Source organism: Methylobacterium sp. E-045, assembly GCF_022829685.1.
Classification (GTDB): domain Bacteria; phylum Pseudomonadota; class Alphaproteobacteria; order Rhizobiales; family Beijerinckiaceae; genus Methylobacterium.
Genome location: NZ_JAKSYE010000089.1, coordinates 25,185 through 42,148, shown reverse-complemented (window position 1 = coordinate 42,148; position 16,964 = coordinate 25,185). Strand labels below are relative to the sequence as shown.

The 16,964-nt window shown below is 62.7% G+C and carries 15 protein-coding genes; 2 read left to right on the top strand and 13 right to left on the bottom strand.

Annotated elements, in window-relative coordinates:
* Nucleotides 1–207 precede the first annotated feature (207 nt).
* The 13 genes from MKK51_RS17495 to MKK51_RS17435 form a co-directional block, all read right to left on the bottom strand.
* The gene (locus MKK51_RS17495) at nucleotides 208–894 is read right to left on the bottom strand and encodes a hypothetical protein (protein WP_243979093.1); all 687 of its coding nucleotides are present in this window, start codon (nucleotides 892–894) and stop codon (nucleotides 208–210) included.
* 107 nt (nucleotides 895–1,001) lie between these two features.
* Entirely contained in the window at nucleotides 1,002–1,958 is a 957-nt protein-coding gene (locus tag MKK51_RS17490) for an ArdC family protein (RefSeq protein ID WP_243979092.1), read from the bottom strand.
* Between the two features lie 269 nt (nucleotides 1,959–2,227).
* Complete coding sequence (locus MKK51_RS17485) at nucleotides 2,228–2,731, bottom strand: GIY-YIG nuclease family protein (protein ID WP_243979091.1); 504 nt, start codon at nucleotides 2,729–2,731, stop codon at nucleotides 2,228–2,230.
* Between the two features lie 18 nt (nucleotides 2,732–2,749).
* Nucleotides 2,750–5,143: a phage exclusion protein Lit family protein gene (locus MKK51_RS17480; protein ID WP_243979090.1), complete on the bottom strand. Its 2,394-nt coding sequence runs from the start codon at nucleotides 5,141–5,143 to the stop codon at nucleotides 2,750–2,752.
* A 51-nt stretch (nucleotides 5,144–5,194) separates the two neighbouring features.
* The gene (locus MKK51_RS17475; protein WP_243979089.1) at nucleotides 5,195–6,118 is read right to left on the bottom strand and encodes a hypothetical protein; all 924 of its coding nucleotides are present in this window, start codon (nucleotides 6,116–6,118) and stop codon (nucleotides 5,195–5,197) included.
* The gene (locus MKK51_RS17470; protein WP_243979088.1) at nucleotides 6,115–6,267 is read right to left on the bottom strand and encodes a hypothetical protein; all 153 of its coding nucleotides are present in this window, start codon (nucleotides 6,265–6,267) and stop codon (nucleotides 6,115–6,117) included. The genes MKK51_RS17475 and MKK51_RS17470 overlap by 4 nt, the downstream gene beginning before the upstream one ends.
* Before the next feature lie 5 nt (nucleotides 6,268–6,272).
* Complete coding sequence (locus MKK51_RS17465; protein ID WP_243979087.1) at nucleotides 6,273–8,402, bottom strand: helix-turn-helix domain-containing protein; 2,130 nt, start codon at nucleotides 8,400–8,402, stop codon at nucleotides 6,273–6,275.
* A gap of 344 nt (nucleotides 8,403–8,746) precedes the next feature.
* Entirely contained in the window at nucleotides 8,747–10,177 is a 1,431-nt protein-coding gene (locus tag MKK51_RS17460; protein ID WP_243979086.1) for an argonaute/piwi family protein, read from the bottom strand.
* Nucleotides 10,174–12,012 carry an SIR2 family protein gene (locus tag MKK51_RS17455; protein ID WP_243979085.1) on the bottom strand — a complete coding sequence of 613 codons (1,839 nt, stop codon included), beginning with the start codon at nucleotides 12,010–12,012 and terminating at the stop codon, nucleotides 10,174–10,176. The genes MKK51_RS17460 and MKK51_RS17455 overlap by 4 nt, the downstream gene beginning before the upstream one ends.
* Complete coding sequence (locus tag MKK51_RS17450; protein WP_243979084.1) at nucleotides 12,009–12,845, bottom strand: hypothetical protein; 837 nt, start codon at nucleotides 12,843–12,845, stop codon at nucleotides 12,009–12,011. Before MKK51_RS17450 ends, MKK51_RS17455 begins: the two co-directional genes overlap by 4 nt.
* Before the next feature lie 12 nt (nucleotides 12,846–12,857).
* The gene (locus MKK51_RS17445) at nucleotides 12,858–14,129 is read right to left on the bottom strand and encodes a DUF4417 domain-containing protein (RefSeq protein WP_243979083.1); all 1,272 of its coding nucleotides are present in this window, start codon (nucleotides 14,127–14,129) and stop codon (nucleotides 12,858–12,860) included.
* On the bottom strand, nucleotides 14,126–14,476 hold the full coding sequence (locus MKK51_RS17440) for a hypothetical protein (RefSeq protein ID WP_243979082.1): 351 nt from the start codon (nucleotides 14,474–14,476) through the stop codon (nucleotides 14,126–14,128). The genes MKK51_RS17445 and MKK51_RS17440 overlap by 4 nt, the downstream gene beginning before the upstream one ends.
* Nucleotides 14,476–15,000 carry a hypothetical protein gene (locus tag MKK51_RS17435; protein WP_243979081.1) on the bottom strand — a complete coding sequence of 175 codons (525 nt, stop codon included), beginning with the start codon at nucleotides 14,998–15,000 and terminating at the stop codon, nucleotides 14,476–14,478. Before MKK51_RS17435 ends, MKK51_RS17440 begins: the two co-directional genes overlap by 1 nt.
* Nucleotides 15,001–15,271: 271 nt before the next feature.
* Between MKK51_RS17435 and MKK51_RS17430 the strand changes: the two genes are divergently transcribed.
* Entirely contained in the window at nucleotides 15,272–15,865 is a 594-nt protein-coding gene (locus MKK51_RS17430; protein WP_243979080.1) for a DUF6088 family protein, read from the top strand.
* Nucleotides 15,858–16,874 (top strand): nucleotidyl transferase AbiEii/AbiGii toxin family protein, encoded by a 1,017-nt coding sequence (locus MKK51_RS17425; RefSeq protein ID WP_243979079.1) that lies wholly within the window; start codon nucleotides 15,858–15,860, stop codon nucleotides 16,872–16,874. The genes MKK51_RS17430 and MKK51_RS17425 overlap by 8 nt, the downstream gene beginning before the upstream one ends.
* The last annotated feature ends 90 nt before the right edge of the window (nucleotides 16,875–16,964 follow it).

The window sequence follows — 16,964 nt, the reverse complement described above, 5'->3', positions numbered from 1 at the left end:
ACGTGGCATAATTTTCTCCAAAGGTTAAAAATGGCCCTCGGAGAAAACTGCCGCACACGACGCGCCCCTCCGCGGGGCTGCGCCGGTTAACCTCCACGTTTGGAGGACGGGGCCCCGATCGGAATCGGGGCTGACGGCGAAGCGCCATCATGCGAAGCAGGGTGAAAGATAAGGTTCGACAATGCGCCGATCAAGACCCGGGCCGTTTCAGGCCGCCCCGCGATCGGGACGGGCCACGAGCGTCTCGCCGGCTAAGGAACCGAGCATCCAGCCGGCGTGGTCGGTTACGGTGGGGCCGTCGTCGGTGCTATTGCTGTTCTTGCATTCATCGCGATTGCCCAGCTGGCGCACCTGCTTGACCGATCTCATCACGCTCTCAGCCGTGCTGAGACCTAGCCCCATATCCAAGCAGAGCTTAAAAAACTCCTCCGGCGCATCGGCGATATCCAAGCGGTATCTCCGCGTCAGCTCACGCGCCGCTTTGCCGATCGGAACGATGTCGCTCGAAGAAACCCATTCCGGGTTGCCCACCTTCGCCTCGAACTCTGCGACAACGGGCTCCGGCAGTTCGGTCCCGAACAGAAAATAACGCAGATGCTCAAGGAAATGAGGATGCGTATAGATATCGGATCCGGTGCATCCATTCCGCTCAAACAGGCCCTTGCGTGAGCCCTTGACGCGGCCGGTCCGATAGTTGGGATCGTTCCAATAGTTGAGGCGCACCTCCGGCACGGCCTTCCGCGCACTCAGCAACTTGAGAAGTGCCAGGATCGGCTCTTGGTTACTCAGATATGCTGCACGACCATCGTCATGATTGGGATGATGAGAGCGGAGGTCGATCTTCGATAAAAGCTCGGCCTCCTCTTTCGTAAGTTTGATATGGTACTTCTCCATTGGCGCACCGTCTCAGTTTCGATACCTAATTACCCCAGGAATCACGGGAAGTTGCGAGCAAAAATAGACGTGCCCGAGGCAACACACCGATATCCACCGAAGCTTCCTCACGCCGCCTCGCGTTCATCGTCTAGCTCCGGCGTTCGTGACGCGAGATCGGGGGCGAAGCCGAGCAGCCAGTCGGCCGCCTTGCTCGCCTGCGAGGCTGCACGGACGATGGCGCGGTTATCTTCCCGTAGCACTTCAAGCCACGAACCGATGTAGTCGGCATGGCGCACGGTCGGCACGATGCCGAGCCAGGCACAGCAGAAGGCGGCGTTCATCTCGGCCACCAACTCCTCGAACGCGTACTTCTTGGAACCGAAGGTGCCGGCCATATCCCGGCCGAGACGCGACGGATGGCCCGTGGCGTGGCCGAGCTCGTGGAGCGCGGTGCGGTGCCAGTTGATCGGTTCAAAATAGGCCTGGGGCGGCGGGACCTGTACGTAGTCGAGCGCCGAGACGTAGAAGGCGCGGTTGCCACCGATGCGGAAGTCGATGCCGGTCGCGCGGATGAGCGCCTCGATCTGGGGTTCGATCAGGCCTGGCGGCGGCGGTGGCGCGACGATGGCGAGATTGTCCGGCAGGTTCTCGCCTTGCGCGGCGTTGAACACCGTGAAGCGCTTGAGGAACGGGATCGCCTGAGCTTCCTCGCCGGTCTCGCGGGCGCGCCGCTTTTCGTCGTCGGGTACGAAGCGGTCGGCATAGACAACGGTCGTGCCGCGCTCACCCTTGCGGACATTGCCGCCGAGCGCCAGCGCCTGGCGGAAGGTGAGCCAGCTCTGGCCGGGAAAGCCGTGTTCGACCACGGCGCCCCAAAGGATCAGAACATTGATCCCGGAATAATGCCGGCCGGTGGCGGCGTTCCTTGGCATCGCCAGCGGCGCCTTCGCCGCCGCCGTTCCCCAGGGCTGGACCCAGGGCACTCGACCGGCTTCCAGCTCGGCGATGATCTTGTCGGTGATTTCGTCATAGAGGGTCGCCCGGTTTTGGCCGGCGCGAGCGGATACGGTCTTTTTTGACATCGCGGATCTCCGCGACGGGCGCCGGGAGCCTCTCTCCCAGCCCTAAACCCGTCACGGCAAGGCCGGTCCGTACTTTCACTCTGAAGGGGGCGCTGCGGGGTCTCCCCGCAGAAGGGGTCGACCGAGACGAGGCTCGGGCGCAGGGGAAGGCTTTCCCCTCAAAGGCGTAAAGCCGGAATTACGTCTGTCAGGTCGGCGTATTCCCGCTTTCCGGACAGGTCAGCAAACTTGAACCGCCGGCTCAGCCCATCGCAAGACAGGTGTGAGCCTCAATTCTCCGGCGGCTCGTCATGCGGATCGTGCTCAGAAAAGTTGGTCAGCGTGTCGCATCGGATGCAATAGTACATCTGCGAGGCTTCCTGAAAATGCATGCCGCACAGGCATCCGCAGAACGGGCAGCACTCGTCGATCTCTAGATTGGCCCACTCCCACACACCGAGATATTCGGGAATGGCGTCGCGATCATATCCGACGATCTGGAACGCGTGGGCGTTCTTGGCGACAAACCCATCGCGGCCGGCGCGCTTGAGAATGGCCAGAATGTCACCCGCCTCGATGTTGAACCATTCTCCACGCACATGGGTCGATCCAAAATGCTGGTGCAGCTCTCGTTCAAGCTGGAAGGCGTCGGTCGCTTCTATCCACCCGAGCAGCCGCAGCTCCAAGGGATTCCCCGTCTGGAGGTTGCGCTTGCGCCCTTCGATATTCTTCGCCACGCCGATCTTGATCGGGGAGCATCCGTTTTCATCTTCGCCAATGAAATAGACCGGCACCGCGCTCTCCTCGCATCGTCAACGGAGCCGGTCGAGTAGGGCCTCGACCATTACCTGGTTTGAGTGTGCGACGATGTCGAGCGGCCGGTTCTCCTGCCGCATGAGCGCGATCAGTAGACAGGCCGTGAAGGGCCAGAAGGACGAGCCGGCGGGCAGATTGTAGCCGCCGATCATCGCCGTCAGCCGCTCGGCGATCGGCGGATATTGCCGATTGCCCCAATGCGCGTGGGTGGGCGTCATCGCATGAATGATCACGGCGGCGAGCGCTATTGCCATCGCACGCTTCTGCTGGACTTGGGCGTAGTTGTGACCGTGTTCCTTTGCGTAAGCAGCAAGGCCGCTGGTCATGAACTCGCGGGCCCAGGTGTCGCAGGCGATTTCCTCTTCTGGCAGCGTCGAGGGCGCGCTGTTGTCGGCGCAGTACATGACGTGTCGAAACTCGTGCAGCAGCGCGAAGGCAAGGGCCAGCGCGACCAGGTCGAAGACGGCTTTGTGCTGATTGTCTCCAAGGCCTTCACGATCGGCGGTCGGCTCAGGAACGTCTGATGGCCAGGAAACGTCCGGGGTTTGCTCGGCGGCAATAAGCGACTGGGCGCTGGCGATGCGCTGTTTGTAGTCGAACTCGTATTGCCCCCGTTCGGCGTCGATGTTGAGCGCCTGATCAAGCGGTATGCCGGTCATCGTCGCGAGCACCAGGGCGGGCGAATAGACCTCGATTGCGCGCCAGGCGCTGAAGCCGAGCAGCCAAAAGAAGTCGATCGTCTTGGTGTCGAACTTGATGCGGCTGGCGTCCGCATTCATCGTCACGCCCTTGGTGCTGGGCGTGACTTCGACGGCATGGCCGTATTGGCTCCATAGACTGCTGATCTCATCGGCGCGCTCGGGGACAGCGCCGCGCAAGAGGTGGAGGACGATCGTCCGGTCGGATGGTTCGGTCGCCATACTTGGCGGTTCTCCTCTGATTAGCGACGGTGGCGAGGCTTGGCTGACGGACGGATCATAGCCGCTCGCCTTCACTTCGGACGCCGCTCGTCTTCTCGGCTCGTCGGCCATGCGCAAATGCGTGATCGATGAAATGACCGAATTCGCCCACATGGTTCTGCACTCGACGTCGCCGCCGCGCTCGAACCAGTGCGTTGCGCCAGGTATGAGATCGAAGGGAATGGGACGCGTCGCCTGCGGGTTGTGAAAGACCTCCATTTCCTGGCACCAGGCTTCGCCCCAAGGCCAGAGTGCCTGGTATTCGGCGCTGTCGACTGGAAGGTCGAAATCAATGGGCTCCAGCGCGCCCGGCGTTCGGTCGAAGAGAATGCCGCGGCGGGTCATCGTGAGGCCCGGCGGCCGCCATCCGGCGAGAAAGCCCATGCGGTTGAATTTGGCGAGCGTCGCCGCGTTGCTGAAGATGACGGCCGAGAGGTGGGCGAAATCGGGATCGCGGAACAGCCCGGCCGGAATGCCGTGCTTGCCCGTAAGATTGTTGATCGGCGTGCCGATCGCACGTCGCTCGGCGCCTTCGCCTTCGACGTCTGCCCGCAGGCCGTAGAGATAGGTCGGCAAAGCCTCGCGGCTCCAAACCATTGAGCCGGATTCATGGAAGTCGGCGATTGCCAGAGCGAAGGGCATCCCCTTCACATGACCCAGCTCATGATAGTTGCGCTGAAGCTTGCCGCGTAGCGTCTTGGCGAAGCGCTCGGCTGGCGCGCCGGTCAGGCGTTCGTTACGGTCGACCGGAGCATGCACCCAGTCACCGATCCCGCCGGAGCGGGGCGTCTCGGAGTTCGCAGTCACTGCCTCGATCCAGCAGGCTGCGCCATCGTTCTCTATCAGGAAGTCCGGAGAGACGTGCTCCTGCCGGACGATCAGGCCTTGCTCGCGGAAGCAGGCAAGAAGGTAGAGTTCGAAGAGGCGGGACGCGAAATTGTTGGTCTGCAGATCGGTGACGAAGTTGGCGTCCGGACTGGGAAGCGCGAGGTAGCATTCGCCGACCGCCATCAGCGCCGGGTAATGACTGATCGTGCTCGTCAGCAGGTCGAACTCCGGCGACGTCCCTCGCGATCCGGTCTTCAGCAGAAGCGGCCGCCGCCGCGTGCCCGGCGGCAATGGCTCGGGCTGCTCGCCGGCGCGCATGCTGAGGCTGAGGTGATCCAGCGCGGCTTCGGGAGTCGAAAAGGGGCCGCCTTCATCGACGCGCACCCAGCGATGATCAACCCGTCTGCGCAAGGCTAGAGTAGTGAAGGTCCCGCCCTCAGGATCGAGGAGAATGCAGCCGCTCGCGCTGCCGCGCCCGGCCTGATAGCTCCCGAAGATCTGCGCGGCATCGAAATTGGGCCCACGTTCGAGCGACAGCGCATAGAGCTCGAAATGCCGCTGGCTGATCGGCGTGATCAGTCGCTGTTCATCGCCCACGGCCATGGTCTACCTCAAGGGTCGGCAAGCGCCCGCCGCTGCGACTCGGGTGCATCGTCATGACGCCTCCGCCGCGGCCTGGGCTAGGATGTCGTTGGCCTCCCACTCGTCGCCGCGTGCCGTAATGACGAACTCGCGATCCCAGACACCCCAGTTTGTCGCCAGCGGAACCTGGGCCAAGGGATTATGGACATAGGTCAGCGGGCGGGTCCGGCGCGACAGGTTGCCGAGGCCAACGCGCGACCAGATCACACCGGAGATGTCGGCAAAACGCTCGTCGAGAAACGCCGTGCGCGGGATCGGATTGCGTTCGCGGTTGATGAAGGGGGCTGGGTGAAATCCTTCTTCAACGACGTTGCCGGTCTCGCGATCGATGGTGATGTAGGCGTCTCCGATGGGAAATAACGTGGTCATGATCAGCGGCAACGGCTGCTCGGCGACATAGACGCCGAAGCGGCTCGCACTGATCGCGATGATCCTCGTATCCTCCGGGCCGATCACACCCTGTTCGAGGTAGCGCGCGATCCTCTGCGCCTTGGTCCAGAACGCCCCGGACGTGCGCAACTGCGCCTGACGGATCGGTGCGGCGAAGAGACCGCCGCCCTGGTTGAGGGGAGCTGGACGCACGATCTGGTCAGGACCTGGGGCGCCTTCATCTGGGGTGATGGCCTCGATCCAGATGCGGTGGCCATCTTGCAGGACGCAGAGATCCGGCTGACCGCCTTCGCGCTGGCGCTCGACGACGGGAAGCAGGGTGCGACCCGCCTCGAGCAGCGTGCAGCCCAGATACATCTCCCAGAAGCGGCCATCGACATCGCGTGCGAAGCCCTGCCGAAAGTCGGGATCGGCATAGGGTTCATAACGCTCCCACATCTCTTGCAGCATGGCGTGAAGCTGCTGCTCGATCGGAAGCTCGGCGGCTTTCAGGTTTTCAAACCCGCGATCGAGATTGGCGCCGTCGACGTCGAATAGATCGCTCATTGTCTGCTCGTCTCATGCGCGGCCTTACCGCCATCGAGGTTGACGGATTTGAGCGTGCGGTCGTCGCCTTTTTTCGGGCATATCTTGGAAAGGTAATGAATCGTCTCGACTTTTAACAAAGCCGGCTCGATCTCCGAAAGATAGGCCATTGCCGTTAGCCCTCCGGCAGCAAGGCCCGGACGCCGGTGACGGCCTCGCGCCACTTCTGCGCCACCAGCTCCATCACGCGCGCCTCGGCCTCGCCATTGCGTTCTTCCTCGAACCAATGCTGGTTCTTCTCATTGACCCGGTCCTTGTAGCCGCGACCGGCGATAGCGCTGCAGGCGCGCCAGAATTCAAGATCCTCACGTAGATCATCGGCATAGATGCTTTCGCCGACCAGCTGCGCATTGCGGATGATCTCATCGAAGCCGGCTTCGAGCGCGCGCACGGCTTGGCGGGCAAGGTCGTGCGCGTCGGCGAGATCGTCGTCGCGTAAAACGCTTGTGGCGATCGTCTTGAAGCCCTCGATCTTATTCTCGACCACGTGCGTTGCGATACGGCGTGCGCCGTGGCTGAGCTGGTGCGCATAATCGAGGTTCGGCCACCCGCCGCGGCGGCTGATAGTGGCGTAGATCGTTTTCCAATGGGCGGCCCGCGTCGTCGACAAGAGGCTATCGTGCACGCGACGCGACGCCGCGCGCGGCAGCTCGGCATTATCTTTGAGCCAGATCGTGAGGCGCTTGGCTGCCGTCCGCAGCGTTTCTTCCGCTTGCGCCTTCTCGTAGTTGGCGAGCAGGTCCCTGGCGCCGGCGATGATCTCGCGCAACGCCGCACGATGGCTATTCCGGAGGGCTTCGATGCGTTCCGCGATGAAGGCGCGAAGCGTTGCCGGCTCATCGGTTGCCGAATTAAAAAACGCGATGGCCAAATGATCGAGGTTGAGCGCATGAAGCTTGAGCCGCACCTCGTCTGCTTTCAGCTCGTAGCCTTCCTCCTCGGTCTGTGCGAGTTCCCCTTCAAACTTGACCGCAAGCGCTTCGCCCGTTCGCGGTAGCGCCAGGACCGCCGCCTGCGTTGCTAGGGTGCGAACGCCCGCTTCCTTGGCGCGCGTCAGGAGCTGGCGCACTTCGGTCGATGGTGCCTGTGCAAAGAGTGTGCAGAGCATCACGAGCGTATGCGGATCATCAAAGTGTTGCTCAAGGTCGGCGCGGGCGGCGAGATCGTCGATGCCACGGGAGTCGATGAGCGTGACGGTCACCGTGTCGTCGCCGAGGATGGCGTTCGGCACCACGACTTCGATACGCTTGGGCACCGTAAATTCGGAATGACGGCCGTTATTGATCTTCTCGAAGTTCTCCTGCAGCCAAACCAGCGGCGGCTTGCCGGTGTTGGCGTCGTGCCACAGGTCGCGGCGGTCCCGTTTATGCAGCTCCATGCGGGCGAGTATCTCGACGGACAACGCCTTGGCGTCCGGATGGTTCGCGGCGAGAACGCGCGCATCGTCGCTCGCAGGGATGACAGTGCCGTCGGGTTTTCGCTCTGAGCGGCGGCGGCGGAGGCCCGTCATGCTGCGCAAGGCGCGGTCGATCTCGCGCGAGATTCCAGGAGAGCCGGAACCGGCCTCCTCTTCGTCGTCGTCGCCGGGTTTGGCGGGATTCAGCAGCGAGTTGGCAAAGTCTGTGACGTGATGACGGATTTCATCTTCGGTGCAGGGCTCGATGATCAAGCCATATCCCGGTCCCTTCCGGACATGCACGTCGCAAATCGTGATGCCGCCAGAGCCTGTCTCTAAAACGGCGCTGGGCATGCCCTTCGCGCTCGGAAGTTCCAGTTGCTCGATGCGGCAGATGCCGGTGGATTTGCCGACACCGATCGTTCCCATGAAGGCCACGCTATAGCGCTTGTTGAGAACATGTTGCGCCGCAAGGCGAAGCTCTTCCTCGTAGCGCACGAGACGTCGCTCGAAGAGCTGCTTCACATCGGGCTGCTCTGCGAGCGTGTGGATTTCTTCAGCAACTTCTTCGGCCTCCCATAGGAGATCGGCATCAGGGTCACCGAGAGCGGGTTCGGGCAGCCGATGCCACTGCCGTCCGAGGATTTCTTTGAGCCGCGCCGCTTCCGGCGTGCCGATACCCTTCAGAATAATGTCCAGCTCATCGTCGGTAAGCGGGCGGTCACCTGCCTCCACGCGCGAGAGCACGGCCGCGCTCCACTGAAGCTTCTTGGCGAGTTCATTTTGCTTGAGCTGATTCTGCTCGCGCAGCATGGCGAGGTGTTTTCCAATGGCAACATCACGACTCATCGCTGGCCTCCTTTTATCGGCGAAACGTATCTCACAATATTTCGTGAGAATCAAGAAACGTTTCATAAACGTTTCAAGACGGGAGCCATTCGCTACCATGATATTGAAATTAATGTATAATTCTTGCCAATCGGAGCAGATAGCACGCTTTTAATGGCCATGAGCGATGTGACCGATGAGGTGAAAGTCCATGTTGCCGGCCGGCTCCGCGGTCGCAGCTGTGCCGAATGAGCAGCTATTCGACCTGCGCAGGGATCCTGCACGGGCGAGCAATGAGGGCGGTTTCACTACGAGAGTGGGGATGGCGCTGTTCGTGGTCCTCGGGACGCTGCCCTAAAGTGCGGCTACATGAAGAGGCGCACCGGGTAGGATTGTGGCTGAAGTTTTGGCATCCGCTTTACGATGGTGGCGAGCGTGCTGGCGAAATTCAGCGTCACAGGTAGCCGGTCATAAGGGCCGTCGTTGTTCCAGTCCATTTTTGTCAGCGCGAGCGTTTCGCGGCAGAGATCGTCGATGCTGCCGAGGCCTGCGTGACGGACCAATAACAAGGGTTCGGGCGTGCCCTTGCCCTCTTTGAAATAATCCTTGCCGTTGGCGACAGCGGGCAGATTGCCCTGCGTCCATAGCAATGCTTCATTGGCGCCGAGCTGAAATGTCGTGCCACGGCGACACGGGTATCCGTGAGGCTGCTGCGGAGCGGCGATAAATACGCCGCGCCAACCACAGCTTTGCTGCACATGCACAAGCTCGATCGAGTTGGCGTTCGGCAGCGCGTCGAAGACTCCCTCGATTTCGTCCGCGCGAAATTCGGTGTTCTTATGTACGACCACGCGTCTCGGCGGATCGCCGGAATGCTTGCGTTGGTAGATGGCAAGGCTGCGCGCCATCACCTTCAGCATCTGATCGCGGCGAAGATACGGGTTCTTTCCGAACATATGCACGCCGTCGGCCTCATAGGCCACGAATTCGAGGCCTGATCCTTCGGCATCGAAAACCTGGCTGCAACAAATCGCGAAGCGCTGGGCGGCATTGTCGCCGGCGCGCAGCGCATAGTCGATGCCAATAAAGGCCGTACCGGGTTCGACGTCGGCGAGTACCCAGGGCGTTCCGCCGGCTTTTGTGTACAGCGCGATCCCAAGCCGCCAAGCGACGCTGCACCGGCACCGATAATTCAATGCGCTATCTTCGCGCAGAAACTGGACGCAGATTCCTTCGGACGCGGCATAGGCTTTCACGTAATCATGGAGGTCGAAGTCCTCGCCGGCCGGACCGCGAAACGCCGGCGACCAGCTTTCCTTGAGTAGGATGATGACCACGTCGAAGCTGTCGCGTGCGTTCCGAAGCGCGAAGAGCGCGCGGGTCAGCGCGTCGGCCAAAACGACGTGCGGCGCCGCCGCCGTTTCGATCTGGCGATCCAAGTCTTGAGAGAGAACAATCCGGCTCGCGGAACCTCCTCGGGACAGGCGAACGCCGAACACCTTCTCGAAGCCCGGGAAGGGCGGAAGATATTGCTTCCGCTCACGCGGCTGATGCGGCTGGTCCAGCTCGCGCATCTGGCGGACGAAGGCATCCTCGAGGTCCGCCGGAACGATGATGCCGATCCGGATCGGGTTTGCGACGGGGGAGAGCTTGCCCTGGCTATAGGGCCCAAACCGGATCAGCCCCTCCATGGGGTGAATGTCGACATCATGGGCGTTGTCCGACCCGAAGCGAAGTTGGGGCTCGGGCAGCACGATGTGTCCCGGAAGGCGAAACGGTTGCGCAGCGGCGTTCATGTCTTGGCGATCCCGCTAAAGGCGGACGTCCGAAGAATTTCAAATTCGGCGTCGATGCCGTCTGCAATATTGAAGGTTTTGAGACGCACTCTTGGTTCGCGCCCGACAATGAGGCTAATCCATCCGTCGAGCATGGCGTTGGCAAGGCGATTGTGTCTGCGCGCGCGGCGCTCGCGAACGAATTCGCGCGTTAATTCGACGACGTCGTCGGGGGTTTCGTCATCGAGCGCGACGCTCAACGTGGGCTCGACGAGAAGCCACAGCTGGTCGAGGCGATAATCCACCCGGAGGCCGCAGGCTTCGCTCCAAGCTATAGTGGTGTGCGGCACCAGACCGCTCACGCGGTCGACTGGTTTTGCCTTGTCATTGTTGAAAACTGACGCTGGAACAGCCCCAGCAAGGGGCACCAGGCGGACGCGGCCGCGCCGGCGTTCGTGAGCAAAGCCAGGGCGCGTTGCGATGGCGCGGAAGAGCGCGTCGCGAACCAGAGCGCGTTCGCCGCCCTCCTTGACGAGCCGCCGCGAGGACAGCGGATGTTGGTCGAACGCCTTGATCTCATAAGGTTCGAAAACCTTACGGACATCGGTGTCACGACCGAAGGCGAGGACGCCGTCTCGAATGCGATGTGCGATGATGTCGACTCCGGCCTTGGCGATCGCTTCCTCGATCTCCTTGTCACCGCCGATCTTGCAGTCGACGATTCTGCAGAGAGCCGGCCGTGACGTGACGGCTAGGGCGTTCATTCGGATGGCCGGCACCGCGCCGCCGACTGGTCGAGGCTTTGTGGTCGAGAGGCGCGGTCGGGCGGCGCCGCCAATTCCAGCCAGCTTGTCGGCGGTCTGTGGCAAGAAGCGCAGAAGATCCGAGAAGAGCTCGTCGAAGGATTCGGCCTCGACCATGTGCGCGTCGATGCCCAGCGCGCGCGCGCGCCCGATCAGCTCCGGTACGGCGGGGTAGGGAGTATCTTGGCTGCGTTTGAACCAAAATAGCCCACCCGGAAAGCCGCGACCTTCGTCGAGCGCTTCCGTGAATGCCTCCATGGTCGACGCGTCGCGCCCGCTGTAGCCGATGACGGCCAGGCCAGCCCTTCGGCAGGCGTCGACTAGATTGCGCCGCATTTCTGCGTCCTGCGCGCGGAGTTCCGCGTCGGTGTTTTTCAGCGCATCCGAATGATAGTCGCCGTGTAGCTTGCCGTAGACCGGCCAGCGGTTCTCATCGACGGCACGACGGATTTTCTCCGGTTCCTTGAGGTCGGCGATGACCAAGCGCCCCGTGCCGGCGAAGCGCTCGGCGGACGCGTCCTCGATAGTACGGTCAAAATTGGTGGTCCAGACGATCCGGCAGAGATCTTCGGCCATAAGCAGCGCGAGCGCGTGATGGCCGAACGACGGCTTACCCCGCGCTATAAGTTCGTCAAGATATGCGCGCCGATCGCGCGGTGCGTGGTAAGTCGCTTCAAAATAGGCCGAGTACTCCGTCTCCGAGCCGGCAGGTGGAAATCCGCCAGACCCGTCGAAATGGGCTTGGAGCTTCCGTTGCACGGCTGGCTCGCCGATATCGGTGATGGCCGACGGGGATAGTTTCTTCTGCGACCGGTAAAGCCGCTGTTTAAAATCCCAGATCATATCGCCGGCGGTCTTGATGCCGGCCGAGCGCGATGCACCCGCGCCCAAAAACCACATGATCTGGGCGCCACGAAGCTGAAATAGGCGCAGGAACGCTGGTGCGTCGAGTGATTGGATCGCCGGCATGTCGGTGGTGGTGCCGGGTGCGGGCTCCGCCGCGGCAGGGGGAAGCGTAGGGGCATCACTGGGAAGATCGAGACTGATGATCATCTCCTCTCGATCACGACGGCCGAAATGCCGCTTCTTGCGAGACGTATTTGGGCAAAACCGCAACCAAGGGCTGAGTTGTTGTACACCGCTGTGTTAGAAGAGGCGGTAGCAAAGCTCGGTCCGTGCGCCGGTTGGCGGGGTGGGGGAAAGGTTTGAATAGAGGCGCGCCAATACAGATCGCCGCAGATTTCGAGGCAGTCGACGATCTGCTTTGGCAAGCCGTCGCTGGGCGGCTGCCAAAACTCGGCCCCGTGACGCTCGGCCGATCGGGCAGGATCGGGCCGCTTGTCGAGCTGGCTACAGCGGCAGCCGCGCTGCCCGACGCCTATCGCGCCATAGTGGTTGAGGCGCCCGTGTTTCTCCAGATTGTGCGCGCGCTGGGTGACGGCGTGATAAGTGGCGCGGGAGCCCGTGATCGCGCGGGCGTGTTTCCATTGTCGCGTTTTGATACCGACGACCTCGGATCCGGGGGATTGGTTTGGGATCAGTGGGCCAAGCATGCCGAGAATGCGGCTGTCGCAGCGGGTCTCCCCCGGGGAATGGCTGCAGGGCTGATGGGTGCGCTCGGCGAATTGCAGGACAATGTCTTCGAGCACAGCGGACGGCCGGAGAGCGGCCTCGTCGCCTATGCCGCGAGCGATGGGGCCTTCGAGTTTGTTGTTGCCGACGCGGGTCGTGGCGTGCTTGCCAGCCTGCGCGAGAATCCCGACTTCGCTGGCCTCGCTGATTCCGGGGCGGCGCTGCGGGTCGCCGCTTCCGACGGTGCATCGCGACACGCGCGGAGCACCGGCCACGGTTATGGTATCGGACAGTTGTTTCGCGCGCTCGCCCATGATGCCGCCGAGCTAAGGTTTCGCAGCGGTGATCACGCCCTGCGGCTCCGGGGCAACGCCCCGAGTCTCACCGGGCAGGTGGAGCTGGCGCAGAAGGCCTGGCTGGATGGGCTCACCATCTCGGTGCGCTGCGCGCCGCAAGCGCCGGGTCGGCGGCCTTAGCCGTAGGGCGGGCTTTGACGAGGCCTCGTAGGAGGCGCGAACCAGCGCGATATTGTGGGCCAGGAGCTCGTCGATCGGCGCGCCTCGCGGCGTTGGATATTTCGCCCACTTGATGCGGCCGGACTCGGTCAGATAGGCGCGCCGTCGCCGGATGGTCCGCGAAAAGGCTTCAGTGTCGATCAAGGTAACTTGGGCGAAGTGGCGTCGCAGCTCGGCGAGCTTACGGCTGCCACCCCGGATGACAAGCGCGAGCGGGCGTCCGACACGATCTGCAAGCGCGCAAAGCTCGGCAACGTGCCAGTCGATACGTTCTCCGCGGCCGCATCCGGTAGCGAATTCGAAGGCGAGGATCTCGATCTCGGGGCGGTCGGCGATGAGTTCGGCCCACCGGGAGTAGTCCTGCTGGGTGCGGCCGTTGACATGCAAGGCAGCCGGCAGGCCCGCGGCCGCCATCTCGGTCCAGGCCAACAGGATGCGCTTCATCGAATGAAGGTTGTCGGTGCGTGGCACGTCGGTCAGCACGCTGTAGTTCGGTGTCGTGATCAGCGTGACGCCGAGCGCCTTCAAAGCAGCGAGGATCACGGCGCGCTCCTTCAACTCCCACCAGCGCTCGATTGGGCCGTCCTTGTCGACTCCCGTGACGACGATCCGCGCGCCTTTTGGGATGAGGAATCGAGCCGCAAGCTCGGGGCGCGAAGTGACGTGCGGCTTGCCGTTCGCGAGGTTGACAAGCTCGTAAAGCGAGATCGCGACTACCGGCTCATCGAGCGTGGCAGCGCGGCCGTAGCGATGATCGACGAAGGGCGCGATGGTGGGCAGGTCCGGCACGCCGTTCGCCGCAACCCGCGGCGCGTTCTCGAAGCCGAGCCCGCGAACCTCGCGCATACGAGCGACGAAGTGGCTCGGCTTGAACCGGCAGACCATGTCGCACTTGCTTTTGTCCTTGCAAGTGCAGAGGTCACCGCAGTCGAAGATGCCGGTGTCGGTGTGGACCCCGCCGCAGCGGTCGCGTTCGAGGCAGGTCGGACACCCCAACGAACGCGCATGGCGCGTCGCATCGTCCCACAGCTTGTTAGGTCGGGAAAAATGGCGCGAAGGTTCGTGGGGCGGCCGTCGGTTCATTTGACGCTGATCTCCGCGGTGTCACCGAACAGGCCGACGCGCTGAAGTACGCCCTCGGCATAGCCGCCGCCGTCGCGGACGGCAGTGGTCAACTCCGGCGAAGGATTGGTGATGCGGCCGATGGCACGCAGCCCATCGCTGACGGCGAGGCCGTCACTGCCGCTCTGAACGATCAGCGTGTCGCCCGTCTTGACGCGACAGCCAGCTCTCAACTCTGCGGTGACGGTGCGCGCAGCCTCCGACATATTGAGGTCGAGCAGGCTTGGCGCCTTCAGGCGGTCGAGGCCGCCGTCCCAGCGTTTGCGCCAAGGCTTGCCAGTCTGCGAGCGGATGTAATCAAGGCCCATCAGGCGATCCCCAGAAGCGGACTGAACGACTTGGACTTGCCCTGCTTGCGTTCGACCAGCAGGCCCTTGGTCGCCAGCGCCGATAGCCGGTTGTTCCAGGCGGTCGGCCCGATCCTCTGGTCGGCGAACCGGGCAGCGAGCTCGGGGGCAGTGATCGCACCGAGTTCGATCACCGCGTCGAAGGTCGATCGTTGAGCAGGATCGAGATCGCCGATCAGTCGAGCCCCGACGACTTGGTCCTTTGCATCGAGGTCGCAGCTCCAAATGACGTCGCCGCGCGCCCGGACGAAGAAATCCAGCTCTTCGGCGACGGCAGGGACTATATTTGCGACGACGGGATAGACGTTGGGCAACGACTGTCGGGCGTAATCGCGGAAGCCGATAACCGCCTCGCGCAGGAATGAGGCGGTGGCCACCTCGATGCCGTCGAAGTCGAGGAAAGCGGGCGCAGGCGCTTCCGTGGAGGGCGTCGCCGCGATCAGTGCACTCAACACCTTGCGTCCGGGGATGGCGCCCGAAAGCACGGTTTGGACGCCGCTATAATGGATCAGTCGATGCCGCAATTCACTATCCTCACTTCATTAACGTGAAGGTGGTGAATGAATCGCGCGCCGTCAAGGGTATCCGGGACTACGACCGTGTTTTCCCCAGCTTGATCGGCGGAAGGACGTGTCCGCATGGCGTTTCTGGGAAACCACCCCGTCCTTTGGCGGGAAGGCGATTAGGCACTGCCCTGGGATCGAGATCTTGAAAACTGTCAGAAAACAGCATATGTTTCTGACAGGAGATTTAGCCATGCAACGGTTGACCGAACAGATTCTTGTGCATGCCGAGGGGTTGTCCGAAGGCACACCCGTGGCAGCTAAGAGCTTGCTCCACCTTGGTAATCGCGCCGCAGTGGATCAGGCTTTGTCGCGTCTGACCGAGCGAGGCCAACTGATCCGGGCCGGTCGCGGCGTCTATCTGAGTCCCGTCAAGAGCAGGTTCGGCACCAGGTCGCCATCTGTTGAGCAAGCGGTCGAGGCGCTCGCCAACCAGCGTGGTGAAGTCATCGTCCCAAGCGGAGCGGCGGCCGCCAACACCCTCGGCCTGACGACGCAGGTGCCTGTCCGATCAGTATATCTGACCTCCGGCCGCAGCCGAATGATGAATCTCGGCAAGCAAGTCGTCGAACTTCGTCATGCTCCGCGCTGGCAACTCACCATGGCTCATAAGCCGGCCGGCGAGGCTGTGCGGGCGCTGGCCTGGCTTGGGCCGGAGAAGGCGGAAGCCGCCTTGAAAACGCTGAAGCGGAAGCTCTCACCGGCCACCTTCAGCGATCTGGTGGCGGCAGCGCCGCAGCTTCCGACCTGGCTCGCGCGCAGCGTGGGAAAGGCGGCGCATGGCTGACGCCTTTCTTCACCTTCCGGTCGATGATCGCCGCGAGGCGCTAAACGTCGCGGCCGACCAGTCGGGACGACCGCCGCACCTCCTTGAGAAGGATGTGTGGGTGGTGTGGGCGCTCGCGGCGCTCTACGGATCAGCGCTCGGCGAAAATCTGGTGTTCAAGGGCGGCACATCACTGTCAAAAGCCTATGGGGTCATCCGGCGTTTTTCCGAGGACGTCGACCTGACCTACGATATCCGGGCGATCGCGCCCGACCTAGTAGGGGCCAACGGTGAGGCGTTGCCGAAAACGCGGAGCGAGGAGAAGCGCTGGTCGAGCGAGGTGCGCAAGCGCTTGCCGGAGTGGGTGGCGGGGAACGCCCAACCGGTGATCGCGGGCGTGCTGGCAGCGGAGGCGTTGGCTGCTGCCATCCGCATCGAGGACGAGAAGCTGTTCATCGACTATGAACCGATCGCGGCGGGCTCCGGCTACGTGGCGCCGAGCGTGATGCTCGAGTTCGGCGCGCGATCGACGGGCGAGCCGGCAAGTCTGCGGGACATCGCCTGCGACGCATCCGGTCTGATCGAAGGCGTGGCGTTTCCGACGGCACGGCCCCGCGTCATGCACGCCGAGCGAACCTTCTGGGAAAAGGCGACGGCGATCCACGTCTTCTGCCTGCAGGAGCGGCTCCGCGGCGATCGCTTCGCACGACACTGGCATGATGTCGTGCGGCTGGATGAGGCCGGCCTTGCGGAAGCGGCTTTCGCGGATCGCGATCTGGCGGCCGCAGTCGCGCGCCACAAGGGCATGTTCTTCGCCGAGAAGGCGGCCGATCGCAGTCCGATCGACTACGTGGCCGCCGTGAATGGCGGTTTGCAGCTTGTGCCCGGAGGCGATGCCTCCAAGGCGCTGCAAGAAGACTACGGCCGCATGGTCGAGGACGGGCTTCTGCTGGAAGACGCTGAACCGTTCTCAGCACTCATGGAGCGTTGCGGGGATATCGCAGCGCGAGCAAACGATGCAGCGAAATAGAGCGATTGGGGGGATGTAGATGAGCAACAATTTCAAACACGAAAGTTGGTTCCGGCCCGAGCTGGCGGGACGGCCAGCGCGCAAGTATCA